The sequence below is a fragment of the Helicobacter sp. CLO-3 genome (genome assembly GCF_001854545.1).
Lineage (GTDB): Bacteria > Campylobacterota > Campylobacteria > Campylobacterales > Helicobacteraceae > Helicobacter_B.
Window position 1 is genome coordinate 97,590 of the sequence record NZ_MLQN01000001.1, and the last position, 14,210, is coordinate 111,799.

The 14,210-nt window shown below is 48.3% G+C and carries 7 protein-coding genes and 3 pseudogenes; 8 read left to right on the forward strand and 2 right to left on the reverse strand.

Annotated features, from left to right (window positions below; all coding sequences use genetic code 11):
• Positions 1-184: 184 nt before the first annotated feature.
• Both BKN38_RS00410 and BKN38_RS00415 read right to left on the reverse strand, forming a co-directional pair.
• Positions 185-2,296, reverse strand: coding sequence for a dynamin family protein (locus BKN38_RS00410; protein WP_066458465.1), 2,112 nt, complete (start codon positions 2,294-2,296; stop codon positions 185-187).
• A complete protein-coding gene (locus BKN38_RS00415; protein WP_143000170.1) occupies positions 2,293-5,100 on the reverse strand; it encodes a dynamin family protein in 2,808 nt (935 codons plus the stop codon). Before BKN38_RS00415 ends, BKN38_RS00410 begins: the two co-directional genes overlap by 4 nt.
• A gap of 282 nt (positions 5,101-5,382) precedes the next feature.
• Between BKN38_RS00415 and nhaA the strand changes: the two genes are divergently transcribed.
• From nhaA to lptE, 8 genes and pseudogenes are all read left to right on the forward strand, one after another.
• Positions 5,383-6,741, forward strand: coding sequence for a Na+/H+ antiporter NhaA (nhaA, locus tag BKN38_RS00420; protein ID WP_066458482.1), 1,359 nt, complete (start codon positions 5,383-5,385; stop codon positions 6,739-6,741).
• 44 nt (positions 6,742-6,785) lie between these two features.
• Positions 6,786-7,082 (forward strand): preprotein translocase subunit YajC, encoded by a 297-nt coding sequence (gene yajC / locus BKN38_RS00425; RefSeq protein ID WP_066458461.1) that lies wholly within the window; start codon positions 6,786-6,788, stop codon positions 7,080-7,082.
• Positions 7,083-7,102: 20 nt separating this feature from the next.
• Positions 7,103-8,704: pseudogene (gene secD / locus BKN38_RS00430) on the forward strand (protein translocase subunit SecD); the annotation flags it as partial.
• 116 nt (positions 8,705-8,820) lie between these two features.
• Positions 8,821-9,792, forward strand: a complete 972-nt coding sequence (gene secF / locus BKN38_RS00435) for a protein translocase subunit SecF (protein ID WP_066458455.1) — start codon at positions 8,821-8,823, stop codon at positions 9,790-9,792.
• A gap of 421 nt (positions 9,793-10,213) precedes the next feature.
• Positions 10,214-10,555, forward strand: a complete 342-nt coding sequence (locus BKN38_RS00440) for a DUF6394 family protein (RefSeq protein ID WP_066458451.1) — start codon at positions 10,214-10,216, stop codon at positions 10,553-10,555.
• An 8-nt stretch (positions 10,556-10,563) separates the two neighbouring features.
• Positions 10,564-11,397 (forward strand): annotated as a pseudogene (locus BKN38_RS12210) (class I tRNA ligase family protein); the annotation flags it as partial.
• A gap of 153 nt (positions 11,398-11,550) precedes the next feature.
• Positions 11,551-13,359: pseudogene (locus BKN38_RS12215) on the forward strand (class I tRNA ligase family protein); the annotation flags it as partial.
• A gap of 110 nt (positions 13,360-13,469) precedes the next feature.
• Positions 13,470-13,976 carry an LPS assembly lipoprotein LptE gene (gene lptE, locus BKN38_RS00450; RefSeq protein WP_371113545.1) on the forward strand — a complete coding sequence of 169 codons (507 nt, stop codon included), beginning with the start codon at positions 13,470-13,472 and terminating at the stop codon, positions 13,974-13,976.
• The last annotated feature ends 234 nt before the right edge of the window (positions 13,977-14,210 follow it).

A 14,210-nucleotide genomic window follows, 5' to 3' on the forward strand; every position in this document is an offset into this window, starting at 1 on the left:
AATGAAACATAATTAACAAGAAATCATAATTAATTAGCAGGGCATATTTTTGGTTTTTTTTGTTTTTCTCTAGCGCATCGTCGCTAGCTTTTAAATAAACTTTGTTTTGTATAGCGCAAGCCAGCGGCGCGGCAATACGCATATATAATACCCATGTGTATTTACACTTTTGCACATTACGCATCTATGCATTTTGCGATCTGATGGTGGCTAGCTGTGATTTTAGGGTGTGGCGGTATTCTTGCAGCTCGTTTTGTGTGGCGGATATCGCTTCGCGGGCGCGTGCGAGCGATTTTTCATACTCCTCGCCTATCTCCCATAGCGCGCGCTTATAGAGCGAGTTTTGCAAAAATAGCTTGTCTTGAAACACCAAAAAATGCAAAGCAGCATTTAGCTCATCGCGGATATTTTCTAGCGTGGGCGTGAAAAGCGCGAAGTCTTTGGGGTTTTGTAGGTGCTTTTTGAGCGCGTATTCCATTTTGGCATCAAGCTTGGTGAGTGCGAGCGTGATGGCATTGGCATAGTTTAGCGTGATGAGCGTCCTAAGTGCGAAAAGCTCGCTTTTTAGGCTAGATAGGATCTTTTGCCCCGCTTTTTCATAATCGCGCGCGATGGATTCTAGCACGCTAGAAAACGCTAAAATCTTGCGCGTAGAGACTTCATTTATCGCGCCAAAATCCCTAAAATACCGCGCCCTAGATTCTGCTAGCGCTTCTGGCAAAAAGCATAGCTTTATCCGCGCTATCTTAGAATCTAGCTCGCGTGCCTGCGCTCCTAGCATCTCGCCAAACGCCTCGCCAAACTCGCTTAGCGCAAAGCCCACTTTGCGAAACTCGCGCAGGCTCGCCTCCTCCTCGCTGCAAAGGCGGCTGATAAGCATATCTTTTGGCAGATATGGCGCGCTTTTTTTCTCTAGCGTCGTGGTGCGCATGCCTAGCTTGTTTTTGGTGGTGATTGGCAGCTGTATTTCTTGGCTTTGCATTTTGGTGAAAATCTCTTGCGCGAGGCTCTCTAGCAGGCTATTATACGCGACAAATAGCGCGCCAAAGCGCTTTTCTAGCCCGCTTTGCAATGCGCCAAATCGCACCCTGCCATCTTGCAGGGCGAGCTCCTCTAGCAAGGATTCTAGGCTTTTTTTGGCGTTTTGTGTGTGGCAAAGCGCGCTAAGGAGCATTGCTTTTAGCGATTTTTTGATGTGGAGTGTTTTTAGCGCTTTGGCGTTTGGCGTGAGGTTTGTGCGGATGAAATCTATCACGGATTGCATGTTGGATTCTGCGCAGAGGGCAGAATCTAGTGTGCGGGGCGCGGCGGTGGTGCTTGCAGTGTTTGCAGGCGCACTAGAATCCAAAGTAGAATCCGCGCTGCCAGAATCCACATTGATGGATTCTCCTCGCGCGCCACCAGCGCGCCCATTTGCACCACCACGAGTGCTGATTTGCGCGCACAGTCCGAGTTTGGCCGAGATCGCCACCACCTCGCCAAAAAACCCTTCAAACGCGCGCTTGGCGTATTCTAGGCTCGTTTTTACCTCATCTTCATTTTTCAGCCTATCTTTTTGGTTTAGCACGCAGATGGACTTCGCGGCGTATTTTTTGATATGCACTTGCAGTATGTCTTTTTCGCTCTGCTTGCCGACATTATCGATGAGGGATAGCCAAATGATGCCATCGACGCTTTCTAGGATTTGGTTGGTGGTTTGCGTGTCTATCGCGTTTTGTGAGTTGAATCCGGGCGTGTCTAGGAAGCAGATTTGGCGCAGCATCTCATTTGGCGCGTATAGTCTGAAATCTGATATATGCGTGTTTTCCAGCTCATCAAGCGTGTGGAGAAACGACAGCGGCTTATGTTTGATGCTAGAATCCTTGTAGCGCACCTCCAGCTCATACGCCTCGCCATAGCGGATTTCGCATACTTTGGAGGTGATGGGCGTGATGCCACTAGGCAAAATCTCCCTGCCCAAAAGCGCGTTTAAAAAGGTGCTTTTCCCGCTAGAAAACTGCCCGACAATCGCGATTTTTATCGACTCATCGATGATGGATTCTAGCCTAGCTAGCTCATTTGAGGCGTGCGCGCTTAGCTTTGAGTAGTGGCTTAGGGTGTAGCGCGTTTGGGCGATGAGCTTTTGGAGTGGGCTTTGGGAGGTGTTTATAAGGCATTCTTTTATAAAACGCTCTAGTAAGTCGGTGGTAGAATCTAGCGTCTTAGATTCTAGATTTTTATCCCGCGCGCCAGAATCTAAACTAGCAAAATCCAAAACACCAGAATCCACATTTTTCATATTTTCATTTGTTTTCATGCTAGCGCCTCGATGATGATTTGGACTTCATTTTGCGTGGTTTTTAGTATCTTTTGCGCTGCCAGATTCTCTGCCAAAATCCGCTCCTTATTCGCCCCCTTAGCGCGCTCTAGCGCGTTTTGCAGCGTTTGCTTGCTGTGATTCATTTTCTCTTGCAATGCCTTTTTATAAGCGCTCCTATACGCATCAAAAGTTTGGCAAAGGCTAGATTCTATGCTTGCATTTTCCTGCGCGATTATCGCATTTATCGTATCTATGTAGGCGAAAATCTTAGATTCTAGCGCGCCTCTAAGCACCTCTTGCGTGGATTTGCTGTAGCCTGTAGTTAGCTTATAGATAGCCTCGCCAAGCTCGCTAGCACAAGCTTTTATTTTGGCATTTGCGCTAGATATGCTTGGCAGCTCGATTTTTAGCGCGCCTAGTGCGTCAGAATCCAGCGCGCCCATTGTCTCGATGCGCGCGATGTCTGCCTCTAGCAGCGCGCTTAGGTTTAGTAGTTTTTGCGTGAGCTTGTATTGGTATTCGCGCATGAGATCGCTTAGGCTATCAGCTAAGCTTTGCGTGGTGATGGCGTTTATCCGCTCGCTGCTTGGGCTAGCACCGCGCGCGTATTCATACACCGCATCATCATAGATTTGCGTATGCAGGCGCGAAAGATGCGCGCGCAAATGCGCATCGATGATGCTACCAAGCCCAGAAAGATAGCGGGCAAACTCATCTTGCGCGCTATTTAGCCTTGATTCTAGCGCGTTTTGGCTATCTAGCAGCGCTTCATGCGTGGCATTAAGTGAGCGCAAAATCCGCTCTTTCTCGCCCTCATCCGCCTCAAATATCCCGCGCTCCAAAGCTAGCGCCTCTAGCGCACCTTTTATGATGCTAGAAGTGTGCCTATACGCGCTATAGAGCATATCTTTTTGCTTTTGGCTTTCACTTCCTAAAAGCATGGATTCTAGGTAGGATTCTACTTGTGGGATGCCTGTCTTTTCTAGCGAGAATCCAGCATCTTGCGCCTTTTGCATCATCGCGCTATCTTGCGTCTTGTAAGCAAGCGCGTAAATCCCAGAAACCGCGATAAGATCAATCCGCGATAAAAGCGCATCTATATCGCCCTCATAATGCAGCTTTTGCAGCTCTTTGGCAAGGCTTGATTTGGTGTAAGAAAGGCTGGATTCTAGCTCTCTAGATTCTAGCAAATCCGCGCGTGTCAGCACCACCAAAAGGCGCGAGATATGCCCGCTCATAAGCGTTTGCAAGATAAAATCCATATCTTTTTGCGTGGCGGCACAGCTGGCATTCATCACATATATCAGCAAATCGCACGCGCGCATATAGCTTCTAGTGATTTCCTCGCGCTTTATCACAGGGTCATCAAGCCCCGGTGTATCCACGATTTCCACGCCATTTTGCAAAAACGCGAGCGGAGTGAAAAGCTCCACTTTTTCCACCAAATCACAAAGGCGGCTTTGGTGATTGGCAGAAGTGTAGCGCGAGAGCTCATCGATGTTTATGCGCTTTTTGCCCGTGCGAATGAGGGCGAGGGGGGAGTCGGGGTTTGAAGTGGGGGCGGATTCTGCGTTTTTGGGCGCGGTGGATTCTGGGGCAGAATCTAAATTTTCCAGCGCGCTAGATTCTGGGATAGATTCTGGCGCAGAATCCGCATTTTCACCGCCAGCGTTTTGTCTCGCGTTTTGCGTGGATTCTAGCTGCCTCCACTCCTCCTCACTCCAAAAATAAATCTCTGCATAAGGTTCTTTGGCGTATTTCAAAATCGTGAGATTTGCCGTCTCTGGAATCGTCGAAGTCCCCAAAATCTCCTGCCCCAAAAGCGCGTTTAAAAAGGTGCTTTTGCCAGCACTCAATACGCCCGCCACACCGATAGAAAAGCGATTATGCGCTAGGTTTTCCAAAATAGATTCTAGCGATTTGGCAGAATCTGGCGCGGCTTTTTTGATGATGTTTGTGATGTTTTTTAGCTCGTGGCGGAGTGTGTCTTGCGAGAGATTCGCACTTTTTTGCATCTTTTTATCGGCGCTTAACTTCTCAAGTGTTGCGTTATGCGTGTCAAATAGATTTAGCAAAGCCCTTGTGCGCGTGCTTGTGATGATGCCAGCAGCGTTTAGGCGCATAAGCTTTGCTTTAGCAGATTTGAGCGTGCTTGGCGTGGCGCGCGCTAGGAGGGCAAACTGCATAATAAGCGCCTCGCGCATGGTAGGCGCGGCGTCACTTTTAGAGATAAATAATGCGCCAGAATCTATAGAATCTGCTTTTTTAGATTCTGGCTTTTTGGATTCTCGTGTGGCGGATTCTGTTTTTTTAGATTCTCGTGCGTTTGCGCCGCGCTTGAGAATATCTGCAAAAATGCTAGTGCTAATATAGCGCTCGCAATTTTGCTCGCCAAAAGAAAGCAATATCGCAAGCGCTTCGATGTTGGCAGGCGCGGAATCTAACGCGCTAGATTCTGCATTTTTAGATTCTAGCGCAGAATCCATATCGCTAGAATCCACATCACCAAAATCCCCCTCTGCACCAGAATCTAAAGCAGAATCCAAAGCATTTGCCGCCATAGATTCTAGGCATTGTAGCGATGAGTCGATGCTGGATTCTATCGGATAGGCGATGCGCGCGAAATCCATCAAAAGCGCTTGCTTTATCGCTATTTGCGTTATTTGCGCTTTTGGCGCGCTTAGCTCGTTTGTCTCGCTTTTATCGCCGCTTGCGCGCGCGTCTGCGTGTCTCGCTTCGCTTGCAGAATCTATCCGCCCAGAATCTATTTTCGAAGTCAAATCATTCATGTCATCACTCATTAATTTTTGCGTTAAATTTTTGGATTCTACCAAAAAGCAGCTTGTATCAGTTAAAAAATATATATTTTTTGTTATGATTTTTTGCTTTACATTTAATAGGCTTAGGGGCTTGGCGCGCGGCAAAATATAGCGACAAAATATCACGCCAAATTAGCAAAACCGCCAAACCCCAAAACCAAAAACCCAAAACTTATACCCAAAAAACAAGGAGCGCGCGTGGAGCTAGACAATAGGCAAAAACTAGAGCAAAGGCTAGAAAAAGCGGGGCTTAGAGATGTATTTTTGAGCTTCCTTAGAAGTGAAGCATTTGGTGGGGTGTTTTTGTTTTTTGCCGCTGTGGCTGCGATGATTGTGGCAAACTCGCCGCTAAGCGAGGCGTATTTTAAGTTTTGGCATTTGGATTTGGGGCTAGAGATACAGGGGCTTATGCATCCTTTTCCAGCGCTCGCGCATTTGGGCGCTACGGGTGAGGGCAGAAGCTTGTTTGTGGGATTTAGCATACATGAGTGGATTAGTGATGTGCTGATGGCGGTGTTTTTCCTCATGGTTGGGCTAGAAATCAAGCGCGAAGTGCTTTTTGGCGAGTTAGCAAGCTTTAAAAAAGCGATCTTCCCAGCGCTTGCCGCACTTGGCGGGATGGTTGTGCCGGGGCTCATATACTATGGGCTAAACTTTGGCACGCCTAGCGCGCATGGCTTTGGGATACCTATGGCGACAGATATTGCCTTCGCACTAGGTGTGATAATGCTGCTAAAATCGCGCGTGCCTATGGCGCTAAAGGTGTTTCTAGTCACGCTCGCAGTGGTGGATGATTTGGGTGCGATTGTCGTCATTGCGATATTTTATGCGAGCGATTTGCATTTTATGTGGATGCTTGTGGCACTTGGCTTTATCGCTGTGCTCATCGCGCTAAATAAGCTTGGCGTAAAAGCGCTCACGCCTTATATCATCGTAGGTATCGGGCTTTGGTTTGCGGTGCATCATAGCGGGATACACGCCACTATCGCGGCGGTGATTCTAGCTTTTTGCATCCCCATACGCCCCAAAATCTCTTTTGAAGAGTTTGCGCCATTTATCAAAGATACCACGGACAGCTTCGCGCGCGCAAATCGGCAAGATCAAACCTTCCTCAATGAATCACAAGTCCGCAATCTGCGCGATATGCAAAAGCGCATCTCTATGATACAAAGCCCGCTAGGACGCCTTGAGCGCGCGCTGCATCCTTGGAGTGCGTATTTTATCATGCCGCTTTTTGGCTTTGCAAATGCTGGCGTGGAGATTGGCGGGGATATCGGATTTGGCGATATTTTAAAGATAGATCATATATTTTTAGGCGTGGCATTGGGGCTTATTATAGGCAAGCCACTAGGGATTTTTATCACGACTTTTGCCTGTGAAAAGCTAGGCATCGCCGCGCGTCCAAATGGCGTCTCGTGGCTGCAGATTCTGGGTGCTGGGATGCTGGCTGGGATTGGATTTACGATGTCGATTTTTGTCTCAAATCTAGCGTTTGAAAATACCGCGCACGCACAAGCAGCCACAGAAATCTCCAAAATCGCGATTTTAAGCGGCTCCATATTATCTGGAATCATAGGCGCAGTGTTTTTGATATTCACTGCCAAACTAAAGAAAAATAAATAAATCTAGTGTTACAATAGCGACTTTATTTCAAAACAAGGAATACCATGCTTGAAGGTTCTAATGATAATATGCTAGTCGCTTTGCTACCCTTTATTGTGCTTTTTGCGGTGTTTTATTTTTTCTTGATACGACCACAGCGCGTGCAAGCCAAAAAACACAAAGAAATGGTAGAATCCCTAAAAAAGGGCGACAAAATCATCACTAATGGCGGGCTAGTGTGTGAGATAATCAAAGTAGAGGATACATTTTTTACCGTGCGATTGAGCGATGACAGCACCGCGCGCGTTTCTAAGGAATTCATCTGGAATAAAGCGCTAGAAGAAACTCCTGCCAAATCCTAGAATCTAGCGAGCCAAAATATATGCAAATGCTAAACAAAAGACTGCTTGTATTGCTGGTGGCGGTGATTTTTGGTGCGGTGTTTTCGCTGCCTAGCCTCATCGATACAAATCTCACCAAAGATATGCGAAAAATCACGCTAGGGCTTGATCTGCAAGGCGGGCTAAACCTTTTGCTAGGCGTAGATACAGACGCTGCTATCATCTCGCGATATGCCTCTATCGCTTCATCTATCGAGTATGAAGCCAGCCAAAAGCAGATTCTGCTCTCTCCTATCCAAGCCCAAGATGCTAGCGTGCAGTTTGACATCATCGATGCGGACGATATCCCCGCACTAAATAGCATGCTAGATACCATGCGCGGTATCAAATACGAAACGAGTCAAAACCACTACATCGTAGCGATGACGCCACTAGAGCAAGATGAGGTGCGCAAACAAGCCATAGCACAAGCCATCTCTACGATACGCAACCGCTTAAATGAGTTTGGACTAGGCGAGCCAAGCGTGACACAACAAGGCAGGGAAAATATCCTAGTAGAGCTTCCGGGCATCAAAAACACCCAGCAAGAAGAGCGCGTGAGAGCGCTTATCTCAAAGGCGGCGTTTTTGCAAATGATGGCAGTGGATGAGGATAGAGTGGCGCGCGTTTATAGCATGAGTGATTTTGAAGCGCAGAGCGCAAATGATGTGATTTTGGAGTTTGCAGAATCCACCAAAGAGGCCTCGATAGCCAAGAAAAATGGCCAAGAGATACCAAAGCTACTGCTAAAAGCCGTGCCTATACTAGATGGCAGTATGATAACCGATGCTAGGCTAGCTTATGATGATAAACATCGCCCAGTCGTTTCTTTTGAGCTAAACTCGCAAGGGGCGAAGCGGTTTGCGGATTTTTCTAGTGCGAGCATCGGCAAGCGCATGGCTATCGTGCTAGATGGCAAAATCTACTCCGCACCCGTCATCCGCGCTAGAATCTCATCCAGCGGGCAGATAAGTGGCGATTTCGCCGAAGAAGAGGCGATAGACCTTGCTATCACGCTGCGTTCTGGCGCGCTTCCTGCACCGCTTAGCGTGCTGGAGAAACGAAGCGTAGGACCAAGTCTAGGGACAGATAGCATCAAAGCATCGATGTTTGCGCTTATAGGCGGTTTTGTGCTGGTGGTTGGATTTATGATAGTGTATTATTCTATGGCGGGCGTTATCGCGTCATTTGCGCTTGTGGTGAATCTTTTGCTTATCATTGCGGCGATGGCGATATTTGGCGCGACGCTGACACTGCCGGGTATGGCTGGTATCGTGCTAACCGTGGGCGTGGCGGTGGATGCCAATATCATCATAAATGAGCGCATACGCGAGGCACTGCGCGCGGGCGAAAATATCGCGCGCGCTATCCAGATAGGCTATGTGAATGCCTCTAGAGCGATATTTGACTCAAACATCACTTCACTCATCGCCTCCGTGCTGCTCTATGCGTATGGCACGGGCGCTATCAAAGGCTTTGCTATCACGACAGGCATTGGGATTTTGGCTTCTATCATCACAGCTATCATTGGCACACAAGGCGTGTATCAAGCGCTTTTGCCGGTGATTTCCAAAAGCAAGAGGATGTATTTTTGGTTTGGCGTGTCGTATGCGCCCGCACCGGCTGGCGCGTCAAAAAGCGCGACAAAGCCCGCGACAAATAGCGCGCCAAAAGTCACAAACGAGCCAAATCAAGCCAAAGCCATAAATAAGGACAAATAATGGAAATATTCAAAAAAGTAAAAATCTTTGATTTTGTCAAATATTCTGGCTATGGGCTGTGGATTAGCGCGGTGATGCTAATCGGTGCTATCGTGCTTTTGATAAAGCCCGGATTTACGCCCGGGATTGATTTTGCCGGCGGGAGTGTGGCGCAGATCCGCTATGAAGTCGCCGCCCCTATCGAGCAGGTGCGCGCGCTGCTAGAGGCTGATGCGAGGTTTAAAGGCGTGCAGGTGAGTGAGTTTGACTCCATATATGAGCTAGCGATAAAAATCCCAAACAACGCCGAGCTAGAAGGGCAAAATCTAGCGCCCCTGCTAGAATCTATCCTTGCACCTAGTGGCGCGTTTGAGATACGCAAGCTAGATTCTGTGGGCGCAAAAGTGGGCGAGGAGCTGCGCCAAAAGGGTATCATCTCGCTGGCACTCGCGCTTATCGCGATGATGGTGTATGTGAGCTTTCGCTATGAGTGGCGCTTCGCACTCGCTGGGATTCTCGCACTCGTGCATGATGTCATCATCACCGCGGCTAGCGTCGTGGTATTTGACATAGATATGAATCTAGAAGTCATCGCGGCACTTCTCACACTTATTGGCTACTCGATAAATGATACTATCATCATTTTTGATCGCATCCGCGAAAAAATGCTAACCGATCGCACAAACGACATAAGCCTAGTCATCAATGAAGCAATTTCAAACACCCTATCGCGCACGCTGCTTACCTCGCTTACGGTGTTTTTTGTGGTGCTGACACTTTATATTTTTGGCGGGGCGATTATCGTTGGATTCTCGCTGCCTATGCTTATTGGCGTTATCGTGGGGACTTATAGCTCGATGTTTGTAGCGCCCAAGCTAGCGATACTGCTAGGGTTTAATATCCACTCATACCACCAAAAAGAGATGCAAAAACAAAAGCGAGCCCTTGAGCGCAAAAAAATGCGCCAGCAGTATGAAGGCGGGCGCGTATAGGCGGAATCCAAGCAGAATCCAAGAAAAATCTGGGCGAAGAATGGGCGAGGTTTGGCGCGCTTTGTGTGGCGCGTGGCGCGAATGGCTAGCAAAAGCTAGAATCTAGAATCTAAGCGCAAAATACGCGCCAAAAGCTAGGCTAGCAAAGCGCCAATGTGCTGGCAAAGCGCTAAGCGCCAGCTAGCCAAGCGAGATAAACGAGGTCAAAAAAGCCAAAGCCAGCCAAAAGCGACCAAAACAACGCCAAAAAGCACCGCCCAAAGCAAAAAGCGCTAGAATCTTACGCTAGAATCTCGCATTAGATTCTGATATGGGATTTTCATACGAGATTTTGGCATGAGATTCTAGCGCTTTTGGATTTAGCCAGCGAATCGATCCAATCGACATCTCATCTGGCATCTCATCTAAAAAAGGAGCAAAAATGGATTGGGGCAGAATCATATTTATATTTTTTACGCTAAGCAGCGCGACTTCTACGGCGGGATTTTTGTTTGCGCCAGAGGTTACGATTTTGTTTGTCGCTGTGGCGCTAAACCTCATCGCCACCACGCTAAAAATCGGCGTTCGCAAAAAGCTATCATCCGAGCTTTTTGCTAGCTCTATCGTGGCGGATTTGCACTTGCTACCGGCATTTGGCGTGTATCAGGTGTTTCACAATGAAAAGCTGGCGTTTGTGTTTGCTATAGGCGCGATGATGGCAAATCTTTTTTCGCTTGTCTTGCTGCTGATTGAAAGCGCGCAAAAGCAAGATTCTGACTACTAGGACACATCATGCGGACATACAATCCAAAAACTATCGAGCAAAAATGGCAAAACTACTGGGAATCCAATCGCAGCTTTGAGCCTTCTTGGGAGTTTATGCAAAGTCTTGCAGGCGCAGATTCTAAAGAGGCGGATTCTGCGAGCCAAGCAAGCGATGCTAGCGCAACTTTGCAGAATCTAAAATCGCGCAAAAAATACATCCTAAGCATGTTCCCCTACCCAAGCGGCGCGATACACATGGGGCATGTGAGAAATTACTGCATTGGCGATGCGCTGGCTAGATTTTATCGTGCGCGTGGGTTCAATGTGCTGCATCCTATCGGATTTGACGCCTTTGGTATGCCTGCTGAAAATGCCGCGATAAAGCACAAATCCCACCCAAAAACATGGACTTACAACAACATCGCCAACATGCAAAAAGAGCTTGCAAGCCTTGGGCTGTCATTTTCCAAAGAGCAAGAGCTAGCGACTTGCGATCCCATATACACGCGCTTTGAGCAAGAGTTTTTCATCCAAATGTGGCAAAAAGGGCTCATCTATCGCAAAAAATCTTTTCTCAATTGGTGTCCCAATGATAAAACGGTGCTGGCAAATGAGCAAGTCATCGAAGGTAAATGCTGGCGGTGTGATACTGAAGTCGTGCAAAAAGAGATGGAGCAATATTACATCAAAATCACCGACTACGCCCAAGAGCTGCTAGATGATTTGGATTTGCTGGAGGGTAAATGGTCGAGTGCGGTGCTTACGATGCAGCGCAACTGGATAGGAAAATCTAGCGGGCTGAAGTTTAGATTCTCCCTTGATAGCGAGTCAAAAGGCGCGCTAGAAAAAATGCTTGCCAAAAATGCAGAATCTAAAAGCGCGCAAAATCTAGAATCTAAAAATGCAAATGTAGATTCTGCAAACACCAGCGCAGAATCTAAAAATGCCGATGCGGATTCTGGCACAAGCGCGCAAACTCCACAAGGCGCGCAAAATCTCGACACCCTCTCACAAATCGAAGTTTTCACCACGCGCCCAGATACGATTTTTGGCGTGACATATTGCGCGCTAGCACCCGAGCATCCTCTCGTAAAAGCCATGCTAGATTCTCTGCCAGATGATAAAGCGCAAGAGATAAAGCGCATGCAAAACACCTCCGTGCGCGAGCGCTCCATGGCAGAAAAGCAGGGCGTGGCACTTGACATTAGCGTGACACACCCGCTAAGTGGCGAGAAGCTACCGGTTTGGGTGGCGAATTTTGTGCTTATGGATTATGGTAGCGGGGCGGTGATGTGCGTGCCAGCGCATGATGAGCGGGATTTTGAGTTTGCCAAAAAATACAGCCTGCCTATCAAACAAGTGCTAGATATAGCAAGCACAGAATCCACCACCGCGCCAAACGCGCAAGATTCTGCAAAATCCGCGAGCGCGAGCGCGAACACCAGCACCAGCACCAGCGCGAGCACCAACACCAACGCAAACGCAAACACCGCCGCGCTCCCCTTCACCAAAGATGCCAAAATGATAGATTCTGGCGAGTTTGATGGGCTTTGTGGCGATGAGGCACGCGAAAAAGTCATAAGCCATTTTGAGCGCGAGGGCTTAGGACAGCGCGTCACCAACTACCGCTTGCGCGATTGGGGCGTGTCAAGACAGCGATATTGGGGTGCGCCCATTCCTATGGTGCATTGCGAGAGCTGCGGCATCGTGTGTGAGAAAATCGAAAATCTCCCTATCACCTTGCCAGAAGATGTAGAAATCACAGGCGAAGGCAACCCGCTAGACAAACATGAGACATTTAGGCACTGCACCTGTCCCAAATGCGGCAGCAAAGCGACGCGAGAGACAGACACCATGGATACTTTTGTAGAATCTAGCTGGTATTTTCTGCGCTATGCCACGCCGCGCGAGTGCTGGGAGAAAAGCGCTTTTGATAAGCGCGCGCTAAAGTATTGGCTAAGCGTGGATGAGTATATCGGCGGTATCGAGCATGCTATTTTGCACCTGCTTTATGCGCGCTTTTGGACGAAGGTCTTGCGCGATTTGGGGTATTGTGAGATAGATGAGCCATTTTCCCACCTACTCACGCAAGGCATGGTGCTAAAAGATGGCGCGAAAATGAGTAAATCCAAAGGCAATGTCGTCGATCCAAACGCCTTGATAAGCGAGTATGGCGCGGATACTGCGCGGCTTTTTGTGCTATTTACCGCGCCGCCTATTAGGGAGCTAGAGTGGAGCGATAGTGGCGTGGATGGCGCGTATCGCTTCATCCGCAAGCTCTATGAGCGCGCCAGCAGCGTGTATCCTACCAAAACTTTGCCAAAGATAGATGCGAGCAACCTTAGCCCAGAGCAAAAACTCGCGCGCAAAAAAGTGTATGAGGCGCTGCAAAAGGCAGGCGAAGTTTTCACCAAGCGCCAAAATAACTATAACTTCAACACCTTGATAGCTGCATGCATGGAGGCGCTAAACTACCTATCCGCCCAAGATGATAAAGACATCTGGACGGAGGGGTATTTCGTGCTGCTTTCAATCCTAGAGCCTATCATCCCGCATGTGTGCTGGGAGATGAGCGAGGAGTTTTTCGGGCTGGCAAATTTCTGTGAAATCGCGGTGGATGAAAGCGCGCTCGTGAGTGAAGAGATATCGCTTGCTATCACGATAAATAGCAAAAAGCGCGCAGAAATCAGCGTGAGTGCGAATGCTAGCGAGGATGATATACTAGCCAAAGCCAAAGAAGTGTCGCAAAAATGGCTAGAGGGCGCTACTATCAAAAAGCAGATTCTGGTGCCAAAAAAGCTAGTGAATTTTGTGATAGGGTAGAATCTATGCTTTGGCGCGCGGGCGGTGAGATGAGCGAGGCTAGCGGAGTTTGTGAAGCTGGCGGGCTTTGGAAAATTGGCGGGGTTGGCGGACTTGCAAAGCTTAGCAAAATCGCATTAGCTAGCATCATTAGCGTATTTTGCGCGCTTTTTTTGCTAGGCTGTGGCTATGTCCCCTCCGCCACATACGCCCAAAAAGCGCTAGGCGAGCGCGTCTATGTCAAGCTAAATGTCAATCTCCCAAACCCAGAAAACTCCGTCGAGCTCAAAGACTTGCTAAACAAAAACATCATCGCGCGCTTCCAAACACGCGTAGGCAGCGAGGAAGAAGCCGATAGCATCATCACCATCGATGTCAATAAAATCACTGACACCACCTTCGCGGTGAGCTCAAGCGCCTTCACCACCTACTACCGCGTGACCACCTATGTGACCTACACTTATGACAACAAAAAAGGCTCGCGCAGGACATTTAGCGGCAGCGGGTATTTTGACTACAATGTCTCGCTAGAAAGCCCGCTCACCACTTATAACAACCGCTACTACGCGATAAATCAAGCCTTCGGGCAGACGATGGATAGCTTCGTGGCGCGACTCTCTTTTGAGGGGCAAAAGTAGCGCAAAAAGGTAGAATCTAGATTCTGGGATTTTCGAGTTTTGGGATTTGGATTCTGGATTTTGGCGGATTTTAGGCGGGCTGGTGGATTTAGGCAGATTTTAGATTCTGGATTCTCGCGCTAGAATCTAGTTTGCAATCTTTGCGCGCGAGATTTAGCAGAATCTAAATTTGTAGAATCTAAATTTAGTAAAATCTGGCGAGTTTTGGCTGCGGCTTTGTTTGTGGATTGCCTC

What these genes read in the sequence shown, in the direction of transcription:
- BKN38_RS00410 (WP_066458465.1), bottom strand. Translation starts at nt 2,296, where the DNA reads ATGAAAACAAATGAAAATATGAAAAATGTGGATTCTGGTGTTTTGGAT.
- BKN38_RS00415 (WP_143000170.1), bottom strand. Translation starts at nt 5,100, where the DNA reads ATGAGTGATGACATGAATGATTTGACTTCGAAAATAGATTCTGGGCGG.
- yajC (WP_066458461.1), top strand. Translation starts at nt 6,786, where the DNA reads ATGCTTGAAGGTTCTAATGATAATATGCTAGTCGCTTTGCTACCCTTT.
- secF (WP_066458455.1), top strand. Translation starts at nt 8,821, where the DNA reads ATGGAAATATTCAAAAAAGTAAAAATCTTTGATTTTGTCAAATATTCT.
- BKN38_RS00440 (WP_066458451.1), top strand. Translation starts at nt 10,214, where the DNA reads ATGGATTGGGGCAGAATCATATTTATATTTTTTACGCTAAGCAGCGCG.